This is a genomic window from Paenibacillus thermoaerophilus (genome assembly GCF_005938195.1).
Lineage (GTDB): Bacteria > Bacillota > Bacilli > Paenibacillales > Reconciliibacillaceae > Paenibacillus_W > Paenibacillus_W thermoaerophilus.
Window position 1 is genome coordinate 93,824 of the sequence record NZ_VCQZ01000001.1, and the last position, 16,347, is coordinate 110,170.

Consider the following 16,347-nt stretch of genomic DNA (forward strand, 5'->3'; position numbering starts at 1 on the left):
ATTTTTACGGCAATCAGCGTCTGGAATGCAAAAATACACTCCAAGAGCTGCCCGCGAGGCGAATCGCGCGGGATTTTCGCTGTCGGAGTGTATTTTTGCATTTAAATCGCCAATGTCACCCGCTTACAGGGAATTGGAGTGTACATTTGCATTTCAGTGCACCCGAGGGCGCATCCCGCCGCGCCGGTCTCAGCGAGCGGCGACCGGCGTCTTCAGCTCGGCGATGATCGATTGCGCCACCGTACGGGCCGTGGAGAACGCGCGTTCCGCCAGCTCGCCTTTGCCTTGGCAGCCGTCGCCGCAGAACCAGAACGGCACGCTGTCCAGCTTCACCGGCAGCAGCCGGTTGGTGACGATGTTTTTGACGCTCGACACCATCGCTTTTTTCGAGACCCGCTTGACCTCGATCGCTTCGCGCCAGCCCGGGTAGTGGCGGTCGAACAGCTCCTCCATTTTGGCCGTGCGCTCTTCGAGATACGCCTTGCGTTCCTCTTCGGTCTCGAAGTCGTCGGTGAGGTAAGCGATGCCCTGCAGCAATTGTCCGCCCTCCGGCACGAGCGTATGGTCGGTCGCGGACACGTCGCTGATAAACATTTTATTGTTCATGTCGCTGATATACGAGAACGGACGCGCGACGACATGCTTCAGGCCGACGTCGTAGACCATGACTTCCGTCGGCGTATTGCGCTCGTACGGGGCGAGGAACGGCTCCCACGCCGTGCCCTTGAGCAGCTTTACGACCTGCTGGACCGGCATGGCGAAGATGACCCGGTCGAACGCTTCTTCGCGTTTTTTTGTCGTCAGCACGTATTTGCCGCCCTCGTAACGGATTCCGTCGACGCCCTCTTGCAGCGCAAGGCTCCAGCGTCCGGACGCTTCGATTTTGGCGCGCAACTGATTCGTGATCACAGCCCAGCTTCCGAGAATATAATTAACAGGGCGGGAGGAAAGGAACAGATTCTGGTAATATTCGCTGATGACGGCTCCGGATACTTTGCGGGCGTCCTCCGGCGCGATGAAGAAGTTCGAGCAGACGAGATGCTCCCACAGTTCCTTGACATCCTCGTCGGCGTCGGAAGCGGCGAGATAATCGCCCAGCGTCTCGTAATTTTTCAGCTCGTGGATGTGCGCGATAATTTTGGCGACTTCCCCGACAAAACGCACCTTCTGCATCGTGCTGAGCAGATCGGTCTTCACGATGTTGATGAAGTCGAGCGGAGCGGGGGTTATCTGATCATACTTCTCGTACATGACGCGCCGTTTGTCCACTTGCTTGCTGCTGAACGACAGTCCGAGCTCGCGCTCCATGACCGTCAGCTTATGGCGATCGATGCCGTAGATGGCATGCGCGCCGTAGTTCAACGTAAATCCGGCCTTCTCGTAGGTGAAAGCGCGGCCTCCAAGCTGCGGCGAACGCTCGAACAATACGCCTTCGATTCCCGCTTGTTCCGACAAATACGCGGCCGCCGTCAGCCCGGCCAGACCGCCTCCGATGATGCCGATACGCATGATGTTTTCCTCCTTCAGTTGGGGAGCGAGTCGCAATTCCGCCGCGTGTCCTCCAGCGCGCAGACCGTTCCAGGCCAAAGCCAAACGGCTTTTTAACAATTCTTTCAGCTCCAGGTCGTCCCGCTTGCACCATTCCAGCAAAGTGCCGTGAAAGACGGAGGAGAGGAGCCCCGTTTTGGCCGGATCGGGCATCCACCGGAGCAGAGCTTCGGCAAGCCGGTCCTGCCATTCCGACGCCCGCCGTCCGATCGTCTCCTGCTGCAGAGCGGCGGCGCTGAGACTGCGGAACAAACGCGGATACGGTTCGATCGCGTCGGCGAGGTCCAAAAACAGCCGGTTGATGTGGCCTTCCAACGAATCCACTTGAGAGGGGGTACGGCTAGACCACTGGTCTATAATTACAAACAATCTTCCGTAGGCTTCCCCTAACAGATCCTCTTTACTTCGAAAGTAGTGATAAAACGTTCCCTTGGAGGTTCCCGTTGCGGCGATGATCTCGTCTACCGACACTTGTTCGTAGCCGCGCTCGATAAACAGCCGAAGCGCGGTTTCGCTCAGCAACTCCCGCTTCTTGCGGGTAGACGCGCGCATGAACTTCAATGCGGCACCTCCTTGCAACGCCTGAATTCAAATGTGCTCAAGATCCAGTATAAAACCGTCGTTCACAAAATGTCCAATAAATTTAGACTGTCAGTTCGTTTTTGCGGCAAGATAAGTTTTATAAGAGGAGCTGATCCGACTCCAAAATATATTTTATTTTTATCCGAAAATCTATTGACGATCCAAGCCTGCCGATGCTATCATGGTGAACAAATTCATACCATACTACTTGGAATTGTATGAATTTGAAGCGCATGAATAAGAATGAGGACGACTGACCGACCGGACCGCCGGAGCTCAGCGCCAACCGGAACCGAATAAGGGAGGGGCATTTTTAAATGAAGCGTCTGTTAACCTCTGTACTGATTCTTGCGTTTGGAGCCAGCCTGGCCGCATGCGGAGGAGGCTCCGGCAACACGGAGAAAGGCGGCGCCGCACCGACGTCGTCCGATACGTCCGCTTCCGCGAAGCCGGCGGCGAAACCGGTCGAATTGCTGAACGTATCCTATGACCCGACACGGGAGCTATACGAGGAGTTTAACAAGAAGTTCGCCGATTACTGGAAGGAGAAAACGGGCCAGACCGTGACGATCAAGCAATCGCACGGCGGCTCCGGCAAGCAAGGCCGTTCGGTTATCGACGGTCTGGAGGCGGATGTCGTGACGCTGGCGCTCGCTTACGACATCGACGAAATCCAGAAAGCCGGCCTCATCGAGAAAGACTGGCAGAAAAAACTGAAGGACAATAGCTCGCCTTACACCTCAACGATCGTCTTCCTCGTCCGCAAAGGCAACCCGAAAGGCATCAAAGACTGGGACGATCTCGTCAAACCCGGCATTCAAGTCATCACGCCGAACCCCAAAACGTCCGGCGGCGCGCGCTGGAACTACTTGGCCGCATGGGGCTACGCCCAGAAGAAATTCGGCGGAGACGAAGCCAAAACCAAAGAATTTATCACCCAACTGTTCAAAAACGTTCCGGTGCTCGATTCCGGCGCCCGCGGCGCGACGACGACGTTCGTGGAACGCGGCATCGGCGACGTGCTGCTGGCTTGGGAGAACGAAGCGTTCCTGTCCATCAACGAGCTGGGCAAGGACAAATTCGAAATTGTCGTTCCGTCGCTTAGCATTTTGGCCGAACCTCCGGTCGCGGTCGTGGACAAAGTCGTCGACAAAAAAGGCACGCGCGAAGTGGCGACGGCGTATCTGGAGTTCCTGTACACGGAAGAAGGCCAGACGATCGCCGCCGAAAACTATTACCGTCCGCGTCTCGAAAGCGTAGCCAAAAAATACGAAAGCCAATTCCCGAAGGTCGAATTGCTGACGATCGACAAAGACTTCGGCGGCTGGGAGAAAGCCCAGACCGAGCATTTCAGCGAGGGCGGCCTGTTCGATCAGCTCTATCAGCCGGCCAAGTGACGCCGGCATCCCCTGATTCTGCGTCCGCGACGTGACGGGAGTGACCTGAACGATGAAACGTAACCGCCGCTCGGGCGGCGTACTTCCGGGCTTTGGCCTGACGATGGGATTTACGGTTTTTTATTTAAGTTTGATCGTGCTCATTCCGCTGTCGGCTCTGTTCGCCAAGTCGGCGTCGATCGGATGGGAAGCGTTCTGGAATATCGCTACGAACGACAGGGTGCTGGCTTCCTTCCGGGTCAGCTTCCTGACGGCGTTCGCGGCGGCGCTGATCAATCTCGTGTTCGGCTTGTTGGTGGCGTGGGTGCTGGTCCGCTACACGTTCCCGGGCAAGCGCGTGATCGACGGCCTGATCGATCTGCCGTTCGCCTTGCCCACGGCCGTGGCGGGCATCTCGTTGACGGCTCTCTATTCCGAGAACGGATGGCTTGGCAGCCTGTTGTATCCGCTCGGGATCAAGTCGGCGTTTAGTCCTTTCGGGATAACGGTTGCGCTCGTCTTTATCGGCTTGCCCTTCGTGGTGCGGTCGGTTCAGCCGGTCATTCAGCAAATGGGCTCCGATCTGGAGGAGGCTTCGGCGACGCTCGGGTCGGGACGCTGGAATACGCTGCGGCGCATCGTATTTCCCGAGCTGGTGCCTGCCCTGCTGACAGGATTCGCGCTGGCGTTCGCCAGAGGCATCGGCGAATACGGATCGGTTGTCTTCATCTCCGGCAACATGCCGATGAAAACGGAAATCGCTCCGCTTCTTATCATGACCAAGCTGGAGCAATACGATTATCCGGGCGCCGCGACCATCGCCACGCTGCTGCTCGTGCTTTCGTTTATTCTGCTGATGGGTATCAACTTTTTGCAGTGGCGAGCGAACCGCCGGACGACGGCATAACGATAACGAGAAAAAGGAGTCTTTCGTATGGCCGGATACGTCTCGAGCACGTTCCAGGGGCAGACATCCGCCCGCCCCGCCCATTTGACCGAACCCGCCTGGGTTCGCATCGCATTGACCGCCGTCGCGCTGCTGTTTTTGGCCGTTGTGCTCGTGCTGCCGCTGATCGTCGTCTTCACCCAAGCGCTGTCCAAGGGCTGGACGGTTTACGTTGATGCCATTACCGAACCCGAGGCGTGGTCGGCCGTCAAGCTGACGCTTCTGACGGCGGCTATCGTCGTGCCGCTGAACACCTTGTTCGGTTTGTCGGCGGCCTGGCTTGTCACCAAGTTCAAGTTCCGCGGAAAATCCGCGCTGGTCTCGCTGATCGATCTGCCGTTTGCGATCTCACCCGTCATCTCCGGCCTGATCTTCGTGCTCCTGTTCGGCGCGCGGGGGTGGTTCGGACCTTGGCTGGCCGAACATGACATCAAGATTATTTTCGCCGTTCCGGGAATCGTGCTCGCTACGCTGTTCGTCACATTCCCGTTTGTGGCCCGGGAACTGATACCGATCATGGAGGCGCAGGGCTCCGAGGAAGAGGAAGCGGCTTCCAGCATGGGGGCAAGCGGCTGGCGCACGTTCTGGCAAATCACGCTTCCGAACATCAAATGGGGATTGCTGTACGGCATCATCCTCTGCAACGCCCGGGCGATGGGCGAGTTCGGCGCCGTATCGGTCGTCTCGGGCCATATTCGCGGAGAGACGAACACGCTGCCGCTGCATGTCGAGATTTTGTACAACGAGTATCAATTCGCGGCTTCGTTCGCCGCGGCGTCTCTGCTGGTTCTGTTGGCGGTCGCGACGCTGATCGCCAAGAGCTTGATCGAGTGGAAGCACAACCGGGATATGCGGCAGACGGCCGCGAGCCCTCAAGGAGAGTGAACGGACCATGAGAGTAGACGTGCGAAATCTGAACAAATCGTTCGGAGACTTTCAGGCCTCGAGCGATATCAGCTTCACGATTGAAGGCGGCAAGCTGGTCGGCCTGCTGGGCCCGAGCGGCAGCGGCAAGACGACGATACTGCGCATGCTGGCGGGGTTGGAGACGCCGGATTCGGGCGACATCCTGTTCGAGGGCGAGAGCGTCCTCGGCCTGCCGCCGCAGAAGCGCGGGATCGGCTTCGTGTTCCAGAACTACGCCTTGTTCCGCCATATGACGATCTTTGAAAATATCGCGTTTGGTCTGCGGGTGAACAAATGGAGCAAACCGCAGATTCACTCCCGCGTAACGGAGCTGCTGGAGCTGACGGGTCTGCAAGGCCTGGCGAAGCGGTACCCGCATCAGTTGTCCGGCGGACAGCGGCAGCGGGTGGCGTTCGCCCGCGCGCTGGCGCCCCAGCCGAAGCTGCTGCTGCTCGACGAGCCGTTCGCCGCGATCGACGCGAAGGTGCGCAAGGAGCTTCGCTCCTGGCTGCGCGAGACGATCAACCGTCTCGGCATCACGACGGTATTCGTGACGCACGACCAGGAGGAGGCGGTCGAGGTTGCCGACGAGATTCTCGTTCTGCATCAAGGCTGTCTCCAGCAGCAAGGAACGCCGATCGACATCTACAAGAGTCCGGCTACGCCGTTTGTCGCCGGCTTTATCGGAGAGTCGGCGATTATCGAAAATCCGGCCGAGCTGAGAGGCTTCAGCCAGGCTTCGTCCGGATCGCAGGCCGTCATCCGTCCGGAATTTCTGGAGATCGGCACGGAACGCGAGATCGAGCCGATATCGGCTGCGGAGCGGGGATTGGTGACCGGCGTCTGGTTCCGCGGCAACCGGTGGCAGATCGAGGTTGAGGTGCCGGACGACGTCGCGTCCGGCCGCAGGCGGCTTACCGGCTACCGCTCGCTGGAGCAGCCGGAGCTGTCGCCGGGCCAGGAAGTGCTGGTGCTGATTCACCGTTTGTATTTGTTCCAGGGAGACCGGACGGAGACGGTGGAGAACGCGTTAAAAAGCGACCGGATGCCGGTTCACATCTAATTATTTAAGGAGGGGTGGCCATGCCGAGAAGCGTTCATCTTGACGAATGGTGGATCAACCGGATCGCCGACAGCGTCAACGGCTTGGAGTACGGAGCTGTGCAAATTATCGTTCATGACGGCCGCATCGTGCAAATCGAGCGGACGGAAAGAAAACGGTTTGAAGCGGAACGCGCAAAAGAGGCGACGAGCGCGCGCCCCGATCGCCGGGAACGGCTCCAGTCTTGACGATTTCGGCTCCGCGCCTTCGGGTGCGGAGCCGTTTGCGTTTTATGGCGGCCTACAAGCGGAAGCCGTATTGCAAAAATACACTTTATTTCTCCAATAACTGAAAATAATCGGTAACGTACTGCAAATATACACTTCAACCGCGTATATGAACAAGGTAAAGCGGGCGATCGGGTTGTGCGAAGAGAGTGGCTGCGGTTGTCCGATCGGGCTATGCGCAAGGAAAGGGCTGCAGCCGGGCGAACGGGCTATGCGCAAGCAAAAGGGCTGCGGCCTGACGGTTCGTCACCGTCACGGCGCAGCCCTTTACGAGCGCGAAGATAGAGAAATCGATTAGTTCTTCGGCACAAATCCGCTGATATCCAGACCGAGCGCGGCCGCAAGTCGGCTGCCGTACTCGGCGTCGGCGCGGAAAAAGTTGCAGACGGCGCGAAGCTGGATGTGCTCCGGCACGCCGGACAGGTCCGCGGCGAGGTTCGCGATCAGCCGTTCCTGTTCGTAAGGCGTGTAGCTGCGGTATTTTTCGCCGGCTTGCGTGAAGTCGTCCGTTTTTTCGATCCGTTCGCGGCCGGCCGTTCCCGCAAGCGGCACCGTGCTGTCGGCGTAAGCCGGATCTTCCTTCGGGCTGTCCTCGTCGCTGTTCGGTTCGTAGTTGACCGGCGACGTGTCTTGCTTGATCGTCATCGCGCCGTCGCGCTGGTGGTTCCGAACCGGAGCGTACGGGCAGTTGACGGGAATTTGCAGATAGTTCGCCCCCAGCCGGTAGCGCTGCGTATCCGGATAGGAGAACAGGCGGCCTTGCAGCAATTTGTCCTCGGAGGCCTCGATTCCCGGCACAAGCGCGCTGGGCGAGAAGGCCGACTGCTCGACCTCGGCGAAATAATTGTCCGGGTTGCGGTTCAGCGTCATCGTGCCGACCAGCGTGAGCGGGTACTGATCCTCCGGCCAAACTTTGGTCGCATCCAGCGGGTCGAACGGGTGCCGGTCGAGATGATCGACGGGCATCAACTGAACGTACAGGTCCCATTGCGGATAATCGCCGCGCTCGATCGCTTCGTGCAGGTCGCGGGTCGCGTGGTTGAAGTCGCGGGCCTGTATCGCGGCCGCCTCTTCGCTTGTCAGCGTCCGCACGCCTTGGCGGGATTTCCAATGATACTTCACGTACTGAACCCGGCCTTCCCGGTTGATCCACTTGAACGCGTGAACGCCGAAGCCGTCCATCTCGCGGTAGCTGGCGGGCGTGCCGAGATCGGAGAACAGCCAGGTGAGCATATGCGTCGACTCCGGCGACAGCGTCATGAAATCCCAGTAACGGGACGGCTCCTGGACGTTCGTATACGGAGACGGTTTGAGAGAATGCACCATGTCTGGGAACTTGATCGCGTCGCGGATGAAAAAGACGGGCAGATGGTTGCCGACCAGGTCGTAGTTGCCTTCCTCCGTGTAGAACTTCACCGCGAAGCCGCGCGGATCGCGCAGCGTCTCCGGCGAGCCGGTGCCGTGTATGACGGTGGAGAATCGGACGAAGACCGGCGTCTCCCGACCGGCTTCCGCCAGGAAATGGGCGCGTGTATGTTCCGAGAAGCTGCGGGCGGTCCGGAACACGCCGTACGCGCCCGCTCCCCGGGCGTGAACGACGCGTTCCGGGATGCGCTCGCGGTCGAAATGGGCGAGTTTTTCGATGAGATGGTAATCCTCAAGCAGCGTAGGGCCGCGCCGTCCGGCCGTTCGGGAATTTTGGTTGTCGCCCACCGGCGCGCCTTGGTTCGTGGTCAGACGGTTTTTGGGGTCAATCGTGCTCATGAGATCGTGCCTCCCATTTCATATATATTTAGACTAGATCTAAATCTATTGAAAGCTTAGCATAATCCCACGGCCGCTCTCATGAAGAACCCATGAAGATTAGATGAAGATTCGATTAGAACGGAGTCAGTCGGCCATCCGGTAACCGGACCCGCGCACGGTTGCGATATATTTGGAGTAGACCGCCCGGTCTCCCAGCTTGCGTCTCAGGCTGCGCACATGGACGTCGACGACGTTGCTGCCGCCGTAATAGTCGGTGCCCCAGACGGCGTTCAAAATTTGCTCGCGCGACAACACTTCTCCGCCAGCGGCAAGCACGGTCACAAGAAGATCATATTCCGTCTTGGTCAGCGGCATTCTCACGCCTCCGCGGTAAACGGATTGTTTTTTTCGGTCGATGGTCAAATCCTTGAACCGGATGCGGCGGTCGCTGTCGATAATGACCGATCCCGGAGCGGTCTCCAGATCTTCGCGAATCCGGGCGACGATCTCGCGGGAGGACATCGTGTTGCCCAGCTCGCGGTCCTGCGTCAAGGAACGCCGCCAGCCTCGGGAATCGGCGTATACGTCGACGAGAAAACGGTGGGGCAGGCGCTTGAGCTCAGCCCCGGCGCTTTCGCGGCCCTGCGTGAGAAGATGCCAATCGGCGTAAGGATCGGGGCCGGTCAGATCGACAAGCACGAAGTCCGCTTCCAGCTCCCGGATCAGCTCCGGGTCGAACCGGTGCAGCGAGATGACGTCGAAGCACGAGGAGGACAGGTCGCGGATCAGCTCGTGCAAATGGCCGGGCGACGGGCTGACGATCACGATGCGCCTCGTCTCGACGCAGCACGCTCCTTGCTGGGGAGCGGTCAGAGGAGGCATGGTCGGCGTAAGCAACTCGGCGGAATTTACGGCTTGCTGCATGTTAGGCATACTCCTTCCAGAATGACATGTGCTTCTTCCACGCGATAACCGGTTTCCTGCTTCACCTGCTCCAGCCAAGAATCCGGGAGGTCGGTCAACACTTCGTCAACCCGCCCGCAGACGCGGCAGACGATATGATGATGGTCGTCGGTGCGGGCGTCGTAACGGCTGGCCGATTCGCCAAGCTTCAGCTCCCGGATCAGGCCGGCGCCGGTCAAGTAATTCAACGAATTGTACACGGTGCCGTACGCGAAATGAAGGCCTTGTTGGCGGAGCCTCTCCATGATGTCCGCCGCGGTCGGGTGGTCGGCCGAATGGCGCACCACGTCGAGCACCGCTTTGCGCTGAGAGGTCAGATTGATCTTGTTCATGGCATATGCTCCTGTCGAGCTTATTTAGAATAATTATTGATTTAGACTTAGTATAAATATAAAAAAACGTTCCGTCAACCTCCTTCCCGGCAGGAAAAGAGAGGTGCGGAACGCTTGGCCGAACCCGATCAGCGGAACTCGCGCGGGATGCGGCGGGCGACGCCCGAGGAGATGGCCGCCGCCACGACTTCCTCGCGGATTCGCGCCACCACTTGCGAATGAAATACGCTGGGGATGATGTAATGCTCGTTTAATTCGCCGTCCGATACGGTCGAAGCGATGGCTCTGGAGGCCGCCAGCTTCATCTCCTCCGTAATCTGCGAAGAGCGGCAGTCGAGCGCCGCACGGAAAATGCCCGGAAAACAGAGCACATTATTGATCTGGTTGGGGTAGTCGGAGCGTCCGGTGGCGATAACCGCCGCGAGATCCTCGATCTCTTCGGGAGCAATCTCCGGCGTCGGATTCGCCATGGCGAAGACGATCGGCCGATCGGCCATCGCGGCGACATGCTCGCGCTTCAACAGTCCGCCGGCGGACAGCCCGATGAAGACGTCCGCGCCTTCGACCGCTTCCCGGAGTCCGCCGGTCACGCCGCGGGGATTCGTATGGGCGGCGTACCAGTTCCACATCTCATTGGCGTATCGGCGGCCGCGATGAAGAATGCCTTCGCGGTCGACGCCGATCAGCTCGCCGATGCCGCCCGCCAGCAATATTTTGCTGCAGGCGACTCCCGCCGCGCCGATGCCGCAGACGACCGCCCTGACCTGGGAGAGCGGCTTGCCGACGAGGCGCAGCGCATTCAGCAGCCCGGCGAACAGCACCACCGCCGTGCCGTGCTGATCGTCGTGAAACACCGGGATGTCGAGCTCCCGGCGCAGCCGCTCCTCGATCTCGAAGCATCGTGGCGACGAGATATCCTCAAGGTTGATGCCGCCGAAGGCAGGGGCGATCGCCTTCACCGTGCGGACGATTTCATCCGTGTCCTGCGTGTTCAGGCAGATCGGGAAGGCGTCCACATCGGCGAACTGCTTGAACAGCATCGCTTTGCCTTCCATGACGGGCATCGCCGCTTCCGGTCCGATGTTGCCGAGGCCGAGCACGGCGCTGCCGTCCGAGACGACCGCTACGGTATTACGCTTGATCGTCAGCGTAAACGCCTTGCGGGGCTCGTCCTTGATCGCCAAGCAGACGCGGGCGACGTCCGGCGTGTAGACGCGGGAGAGGTCGTCGCGGTTCTGGATCGGCGTTTTCGGCCGCGTCTCGATCTTTCCGCCGAGGTGGAGCAGAAACGTGCGGTCCGAGACGTTGATGAGCTTGACCCCTTGAAGATTGCGCATCGCCTCCGTAATCCGTTCGATCTGCAAGGAGTCGCCGACCGTAACCGTCACATCGCGGACGGACACCTCCCGACCGGCCTGAATGACGTCGATCGCCACGATATCGCCGCCAAGCTCGCCGATCCGCGAGGCTACCTTGCCGAAGGTCGTCTCCTGCAAATTCATCTCCAGGCGCAGAATAATGCTTTTGCCGCCGAGTCCGGCCATCCTTGTTCACTCCTCCCGAATTGTTTGCGATCAACGATTCCATTCATTAAGTAGAAACGCAACGAATCCGTCCGCATGGAACGAATGTGCCCAATCCCCATGCGCGCTATACCTGCCGGCCTCCTCTCCGTCATACACCGCCAAAACTTGCGAAGCGCTTGCCTTGTTTATTTCTGCGCGTCCGCCTCGGACTCCTGCCCGGAAGGGGGAGACGGACCCGGTTCTTGATTCGGATGGAAAAAGCTTGTACGATGTTAGGAGCAAGTTTATTAAAAGAAGGGAATGATGGATGTGGCAACCGATTGCATCTTCTGCAAGATCGTATCGGGCGATATTCCGAGCACCAAGGTGTACGAGAACGACGACGTGCTGGCATTCCGCGACATTCAGCCGCAAGCGCCGGTACATATTTTGATTATCCCCAAAAAGCATATTCCGACCTGGAACGATCTGACGCCGGAGGACGGCCGGATCGTCGCCGAAATCGCCAAAGCCGCCCAGATCGTCGCGCGCGAGCAGAACGTCGCGGATTCCGGTTACCGGCTGGTGAACAACTGCAACAAGGACGGCGGGCAAGTCGTCTATCACCTGCACGTCCACCTGCTTGGCGGCGAAAAGCTTGCGGGGCTGAACCCCAAAGGTTGACACCAGGTTTTCATTTCCCCTATAATGAGGTTTGATACCGTGTCGTGTCTTGGACGGTCTTGTTCGGAGGGAGGGAAAACTGGTGTCTGAAACGAGAGTTAAGAAAAATGAAACGATCGAAGCCGCACTCCGCCGTTTCAAGCGTTCCATCGCTAAGGACGGCGTTTTGGCTGAGGTTAAGAAACGCAAGCACTACGAAAAGCCTAGCGTAAAACGCAAGAAAAAATCGGAAGCGGCTCGCAAGAGAAAGTTCTAGGAGGACCTGCCACCAGATGAGCCTAAGCGAACGACTGAACGAAGACCTCAAGCAAGCGATGAAAAATCAGGATAAGTTCAAACTTTCCGTCATTCGGATGATTCGTTCAGCGATCAAATACGTTGAAATCGAAAAGAAAAAAACTCTCGATGACCAAGAAGTTCTGGAAATCCTGACTCGCGAGGTCAAACAGCGCAAAGACTCCCTCCAAGAATTCCAGAAAGCGGGACGCGACGATCTGGTCGAGCCCTTGCAACGCGAGATTGCCGTCATAGGCGAATACCTTCCCCAGCAGTTGTCCGAGGACGAAATCAAAGCCATCGTACAAGAGACCATCCAAGCAGTTGGCGCCTCAAGCAAAGCCGACATGGGCAAAGTCATGGGCGCTCTGATGCCGAAGGTTAAAGGTCGAGCGGATGGGAAGCTCGTCAATCAGATTGTGCAGCAGTTGCTTTCCTGATTCGGCCGTATTCCATATGAAACGCCACAACCCCGACTCAAGCCCGAGTCGGGGTTGTTTATTTTTTTGAAACGGAAATGAACGCCGCCCGTATTACATATAGCTACAACTATATGTGCAGGCACATCTTAGGAAGGAGACGATCCAATGCGATCTGCAATCAGTCGTCCGGCGCGCAGGCGAGCGGCCGTTTGGACGATTTTCGCGGTTGCGGCGGCGCTCGTGCTCGCGGTGTGGCTGCCGGCTTTCGGCGCCGCCCGAGCGGCCGAGGATTCCCGCGTCGTCTATACGGCATCGATCGAAGGAACGATTGATGCGGGCATGGAAGGATACGTGAAGCGAGTCGTCCGACAGGCGCAGGAGAACGGCGCGTCGCTGCTGGTGTTCGAGATCAACACGCTGGGCGGCCGTCTCGATTCGGCGGAGCAGATCGGGCAGTCGATCCGCGCGTCGCAGGTGCCGACCGTCGCGTATGTGCGAAGCACCGCGACGTCCGCCGGCAGTTATATCGCGCTGAACGCGGGCAAGCTGATCATGCAGCCCGGCAGCTCGATCGGAGCGGCCGCCGTCGTTACGGCTGACGGCCGGCCAGTGACGGACGCCAAAGTCGTCTCGCATTGGGCGAGCCAGATGAGGGCGGCCGCGGAGCTTCGGGGGCGGGACCCCCGGATCGCGGAGGCGATGGTTCGTTCGGAGCTGGAGCTGGAGCTGCCGGCGATCGGCAAGACGGTCAAGTCGGGTGAGATTTTGTCGCTGTCCGCGGAGGAAGCGTTAAAGGTCGGTTATGCCGACGGCATGGCAGGCTCGCTCTCCGACGTTCTGAAGATGGAAGGGTTCGAGTCGGCCCATCAGGAGACGGTCCGCCTCTCGTTGGCCGAACGGCTGGCGAGTTTTCTGACCAACCCCGTCGTGATGACGCTGCTGTTTATCGTCGGCATCGCCGGCGTGGCGATCGAACTGATCGTTCCGGGCTTCGGCGTTCCGGGCGTGCTGGGCATTTGCGGCTTCGGCTTGTATTTCTTCGGCCAATATGCGGCGGGAGCCGCCGGCTACGAGCATGTGCTGCTGTTCGTGCTCGGCATCGCGCTGCTGACGGCGGAGATGTTCGTGCCGAGCTTCGGTTTGCTCGGAGTCGCCGGGGTCGCCTCGCTCGGCGCGGGAATCGTGCTTGCGGCGAGAGATACCGCGCATGCGCTCGTGTCGCTGGGATTCGGTTCGGCGGTGGCGGTCGGAATCGTCATCATCTTCGCCATCGCGTTCCGGGACCGGGGAATTTGGAACCGGTTTATTTTGCGCGACCGATTGTCGTCGGAAGAAGGATACGTCGCCAGCGAAGACCGCCGGCATCTGCAAGGCATGACAGGCAAGGCGCTGACGCCGCTCAGGCCTTCCGGCACGATCCTGATCGAAGGAAGGCAGGTCGACGTGGTCGCGAACGGCCGCTTTATCGGCGCGGGCAGCACGGTGAAGGTGATCGATACGGACGGAACGCGCGTTGTCGTCGAAGAGGTGGAACCGCATCCTCCCGGCTCATAAGAGGGTTGTGTCAAACCAAATTACTTCTGAATAAAAAAGGAGCGGATTGGCCGTGGATATGTTTCTCCCGATTTTGCTGATCGCCGCGCTGGCGATCATCGTGCTTTCCGTATTGTTTACGTTCGTGCCGGTTATGCTTTGGATTTCCGCCCTGGCGTCCGGCGTCTATGTCGGCATCTTCACCCTGATCGCGATGCGCCTGCGGAGGGTTGTTCCCAGCCGCATCGTCAATCCGTTGATCAAAGCCCACAAAGCCGGCCTGGGGTTGACGATCAACCAGTTGGAAAGCCATTATCTGGCCGGCGGCAACGTCGACCGCGTCGTCAACGCGCTGATCGCCGCGCAGCGGGCGAACATCCCGCTGCAATTCGAGCGGGCCGCGGCGATCGACCTCGCGGGCCGGGATGTGCTGCAGGCGGTGCAGATGAGCGTCAATCCGCGCGTCATCGAGACGCCGATGGTCGCCGCCGTGGCGAAGGATGGCATCGAAGTCAAAGTCAAAGCCCGCGTAACGGTGCGGGCGAACATCGACCGGCTCGTGGGCGGCGCCGGCGAGGAGACGATTATCGCGCGCGTCGGCGAAGGCATCGTCACGACGGTCGGCAGCTCGAGCACGCATAAGGATGTGCTGGAGAACCCGGATCTGATCTCCCGGACGGTGCTGGACAAAGGGCTGGATGCGGGCACCGCGTTCGAAATTTTGTCGATCGACATCGCGGACGTGGACGTCGGCAAGAACATCGGCGCCAACCTGCAGACCGAGCAGGCGGAGGCGGACAAACGGATCGCCCAGGCCAAAGCGGAGGAGCGCCGCGCCATGGCCGTCGCGCAGGAGCAGGAGATGAAGGCGAAAGTCGTCGAGATGCGCGCCAAAGTGGTCGAGGCCGAGTCGCAGGTTCCGCTGGCGATGGCGGAAGCGCTCCGCAACGGCAATCTCGGGGTTCTGGACTACATGAACGTTCGGAATCTCGACGCCGACACCCAGATGAGATCGTCGATCGGCAGGGCGACGGACCCGTCCAAGCCGGAGAAATAAGATCCCGGCCGAGCGCCGGAAGAAAGGAGGCCGGGAGATGGAAGCCTTGTTCGACTTGGTGCTGGGAAATATCGTATGGGTGATGATCGCGATCGGCGCGCTATACACGTTTCTGAAAAAAGCGGCCGGCGGCGGAACGGCGGAAAGGCCGGCCCGCCCTCCGCGCAGGCCCGGCGGCGTCAGCGTCGGCGTGCCGGCCGGGGGGCGGTCTTCGCCCGGACCCGATCCACGCCGCCAGGCCGCGCCGCAGACGGAGGAGGCTGCCCGGGCGGACGAAGCCGGAAGCGCCTTCTACGCGAAGCGTTCGCCGGGTTCACCGGATTCGGCGGTGGAGGCGGCTTATGGCGGCACGGGAGCGGCCGATACGGACGCAATCGGCGACGTCATCGGCCGGAACGAGAGCGAGGCCGCCGCTTCGGATGCGGATAAAAGAAACGAATCGTTCTTGTTCGGCGGAACCCCCGACTCCCGCGAGCTGATTGCCGGCATCCTCTGGAGCGAGGTGCTCGGCCCGCCGAGAGCCAAACGGCCGCTGACTTACAAGCATCGCGGCCTCCACAAATAAGAGCGTTGCGGAACGATCCCTCTGGCTGCGGCCGGCTTTGCCGGCCGGCCGGAGGTATTTTTTTTGGGCGGAAGCCCCGGCTCGTCTCCGCGCCCCGGCCCTTCGGAAGCGCCCTGCGCGCTCATAAACGGGCGGTTCGGGGCATATGTTGGTAAAAAGCTACGTCCACCGCAGAGAGGGGCCAGGAGATGCATGCCACGATGGGTTCAAAAGCTCAATAAGCTCGCCGCGGACTGGTTGGACCTGCCTCCCGACGTGACGCTCGAACTGCCCAGAATCACGATGATCGGCAACCGGCAGATGTACATCGAGAATCACCGGGGCGTCGAGTTTTTTTCGGCCGAGCTCCTGCGGCTCGCGCTGGCGAACGGCGCGCTGGAGATTCGGGGGCGCAAGCTTGTGATCCGGGCGATTATGCCGGAGGAAGTGCTGGTCGAAGGCATCGTGGACGAATTGAAGCTGGTGGGGATGCCGACGGGATAATCCGCCGGCCGGGGACGGATGCGGGACGGCGGCCGGAAAGCGCCATGCCGTCCGGCGGGGCGGCGGCGCGAAGTTTCGCCTGTCCGGGTTCGCG

General features: G+C 59.8%; 17 protein-coding genes. 12 read left to right on the forward strand and 5 right to left on the reverse strand.

The window, feature by feature from the left end:
- Positions 1–189 precede the first annotated feature (189 nt).
- The gene (locus FE781_RS00390) at positions 190–2,100 is read right to left on the reverse strand and encodes an FAD-dependent oxidoreductase (RefSeq protein WP_138787844.1); all 1,911 of its coding nucleotides are present in this window, start codon (positions 2,098–2,100) and stop codon (positions 190–192) included.
- 347 nt (positions 2,101–2,447) lie between these two features.
- Here FE781_RS00390 and FE781_RS00395 point away from each other — a divergent pair, with 347 nt between their 5' ends.
- The 5 genes from FE781_RS00395 to FE781_RS00415 are packed head-to-tail and all read left to right on the forward strand — an operon-like array spanning position 2,448 to position 6,648.
- Positions 2,448–3,527: a sulfate ABC transporter substrate-binding protein gene (locus FE781_RS00395; RefSeq protein WP_138787650.1), complete on the forward strand. Its 1,080-nt coding sequence runs from the start codon at positions 2,448–2,450 to the stop codon at positions 3,525–3,527.
- 52 nt (positions 3,528–3,579) lie between these two features.
- Positions 3,580–4,413 (forward strand): sulfate ABC transporter permease subunit CysT, encoded by an 834-nt coding sequence (gene cysT / locus FE781_RS00400; protein WP_138787651.1) that lies wholly within the window; start codon positions 3,580–3,582, stop codon positions 4,411–4,413.
- Between the two features lie 27 nt (positions 4,414–4,440).
- Positions 4,441–5,337 (forward strand): sulfate ABC transporter permease subunit CysW, encoded by an 897-nt coding sequence (gene cysW, locus FE781_RS00405; protein WP_138787652.1) that lies wholly within the window; start codon positions 4,441–4,443, stop codon positions 5,335–5,337.
- Positions 5,338–5,344: 7 nt separating this feature from the next.
- Complete coding sequence (locus FE781_RS00410; protein WP_138787653.1) at positions 5,345–6,421, forward strand: sulfate/molybdate ABC transporter ATP-binding protein; 1,077 nt, start codon at positions 5,345–5,347, stop codon at positions 6,419–6,421.
- Positions 6,422–6,441: 20 nt separating this feature from the next.
- Positions 6,442–6,648, forward strand: a complete 207-nt coding sequence (locus FE781_RS00415) for a YezD family protein (protein ID WP_138787654.1) — start codon at positions 6,442–6,444, stop codon at positions 6,646–6,648.
- A 333-nt stretch (positions 6,649–6,981) separates the two neighbouring features.
- On the opposite strand, the gene FE781_RS00420 is transcribed toward FE781_RS00415, so the two are convergent.
- From FE781_RS00420 to FE781_RS00435, 4 genes are all read right to left on the reverse strand, one after another.
- Positions 6,982–8,451 (reverse strand): catalase, encoded by a 1,470-nt coding sequence (locus FE781_RS00420; protein WP_281281860.1) that lies wholly within the window; start codon positions 8,449–8,451, stop codon positions 6,982–6,984.
- Positions 8,452–8,577: 126 nt separating this feature from the next.
- Positions 8,578–9,357: a winged helix-turn-helix domain-containing protein gene (locus FE781_RS00425; RefSeq protein ID WP_170209375.1), complete on the reverse strand. Its 780-nt coding sequence runs from the start codon at positions 9,355–9,357 to the stop codon at positions 8,578–8,580.
- Entirely contained in the window at positions 9,342–9,728 is a 387-nt protein-coding gene (locus FE781_RS00430; protein WP_138787656.1) for a Fur family transcriptional regulator, read from the reverse strand. Before FE781_RS00430 ends, FE781_RS00425 begins: the two co-directional genes overlap by 16 nt.
- 128 nt (positions 9,729–9,856) lie before the next feature.
- The gene (locus tag FE781_RS00435; RefSeq protein WP_138787657.1) at positions 9,857–11,272 is read right to left on the reverse strand and encodes an NAD-dependent malic enzyme; all 1,416 of its coding nucleotides are present in this window, start codon (positions 11,270–11,272) and stop codon (positions 9,857–9,859) included.
- A 282-nt stretch (positions 11,273–11,554) separates the two neighbouring features.
- Here FE781_RS00435 and FE781_RS00440 point away from each other — a divergent pair, with 282 nt between their 5' ends.
- From FE781_RS00440 to yqfC, 7 genes are all read left to right on the forward strand, one after another.
- The gene (locus FE781_RS00440) at positions 11,555–11,917 is read left to right on the forward strand and encodes a histidine triad nucleotide-binding protein (RefSeq protein ID WP_246067969.1); all 363 of its coding nucleotides are present in this window, start codon (positions 11,555–11,557) and stop codon (positions 11,915–11,917) included.
- Positions 11,918–11,999: 82 nt separating this feature from the next.
- Positions 12,000–12,173 (forward strand): 30S ribosomal protein S21, encoded by a 174-nt coding sequence (gene rpsU / locus FE781_RS00445; RefSeq protein WP_138787659.1) that lies wholly within the window; start codon positions 12,000–12,002, stop codon positions 12,171–12,173.
- A gap of 16 nt (positions 12,174–12,189) precedes the next feature.
- A complete protein-coding gene (locus FE781_RS00450; RefSeq protein ID WP_138787660.1) occupies positions 12,190–12,633 on the forward strand; it encodes a GatB/YqeY domain-containing protein in 444 nt (147 codons plus the stop codon).
- A 147-nt stretch (positions 12,634–12,780) separates the two neighbouring features.
- Positions 12,781–14,169 (forward strand): NfeD family protein, encoded by a 1,389-nt coding sequence (locus FE781_RS00455; RefSeq protein WP_138787661.1) that lies wholly within the window; start codon positions 12,781–12,783, stop codon positions 14,167–14,169.
- 58 nt (positions 14,170–14,227) lie between these two features.
- The gene (floA, locus tag FE781_RS00460; protein WP_138787846.1) at positions 14,228–15,205 is read left to right on the forward strand and encodes a flotillin-like protein FloA; all 978 of its coding nucleotides are present in this window, start codon (positions 14,228–14,230) and stop codon (positions 15,203–15,205) included.
- 37 nt (positions 15,206–15,242) lie between these two features.
- Positions 15,243–15,770, forward strand: coding sequence for a hypothetical protein (locus tag FE781_RS00465; protein ID WP_138787662.1), 528 nt, complete (start codon positions 15,243–15,245; stop codon positions 15,768–15,770).
- Positions 15,771–15,962: 192 nt separating this feature from the next.
- Positions 15,963–16,253 (forward strand): sporulation protein YqfC, encoded by a 291-nt coding sequence (yqfC, locus tag FE781_RS00470; RefSeq protein WP_138787663.1) that lies wholly within the window; start codon positions 15,963–15,965, stop codon positions 16,251–16,253.
- The last annotated feature ends 94 nt before the right edge of the window (positions 16,254–16,347 follow it).

Coding starts and splice junctions, on each gene's coding strand:
- FE781_RS00410 (WP_138787653.1), top strand. CDS start 5,345: ATGAGAGTAGACGTGCGAAATCTGAACAAATCGTTCGGAGACTTTCAG.
- FE781_RS00425 (WP_170209375.1), bottom strand. CDS start 9,357: ATGCAGCAAGCCGTAAATTCCGCCGAGTTGCTTACGCCGACCATGCCT.
- FE781_RS00455 (WP_138787661.1), top strand. CDS start 12,781: ATGCGATCTGCAATCAGTCGTCCGGCGCGCAGGCGAGCGGCCGTTTGG.
- FE781_RS00395 (WP_138787650.1), top strand. CDS start 2,448: ATGAAGCGTCTGTTAACCTCTGTACTGATTCTTGCGTTTGGAGCCAGC.
- floA (WP_138787846.1), top strand. CDS start 14,228: ATGTTTCTCCCGATTTTGCTGATCGCCGCGCTGGCGATCATCGTGCTT.
- cysT (WP_138787651.1), top strand. CDS start 3,580: ATGAAACGTAACCGCCGCTCGGGCGGCGTACTTCCGGGCTTTGGCCTG.
- yqfC (WP_138787663.1), top strand. CDS start 15,963: ATGCCACGATGGGTTCAAAAGCTCAATAAGCTCGCCGCGGACTGGTTG.
- FE781_RS00430 (WP_138787656.1), bottom strand. CDS start 9,728: ATGAACAAGATCAATCTGACCTCTCAGCGCAAAGCGGTGCTCGACGTG.
- cysW (WP_138787652.1), top strand. CDS start 4,441: ATGGCCGGATACGTCTCGAGCACGTTCCAGGGGCAGACATCCGCCCGC.
- FE781_RS00440 (WP_246067969.1), top strand. CDS start 11,555: ATGATGGATGTGGCAACCGATTGCATCTTCTGCAAGATCGTATCGGGC.
- FE781_RS00390 (WP_138787844.1), bottom strand. CDS start 2,100: ATGCGCGCGTCTACCCGCAAGAAGCGGGAGTTGCTGAGCGAAACCGCG.
- FE781_RS00420 (WP_281281860.1), bottom strand. CDS start 8,451: ATGAGCACGATTGACCCCAAAAACCGTCTGACCACGAACCAAGGCGCG.
- FE781_RS00435 (WP_138787657.1), bottom strand. CDS start 11,272: ATGGCCGGACTCGGCGGCAAAAGCATTATTCTGCGCCTGGAGATGAAT.
- FE781_RS00415 (WP_138787654.1), top strand. CDS start 6,442: ATGCCGAGAAGCGTTCATCTTGACGAATGGTGGATCAACCGGATCGCC.
- FE781_RS00450 (WP_138787660.1), top strand. CDS start 12,190: ATGAGCCTAAGCGAACGACTGAACGAAGACCTCAAGCAAGCGATGAAA.
- FE781_RS00465 (WP_138787662.1), top strand. CDS start 15,243: ATGGAAGCCTTGTTCGACTTGGTGCTGGGAAATATCGTATGGGTGATG.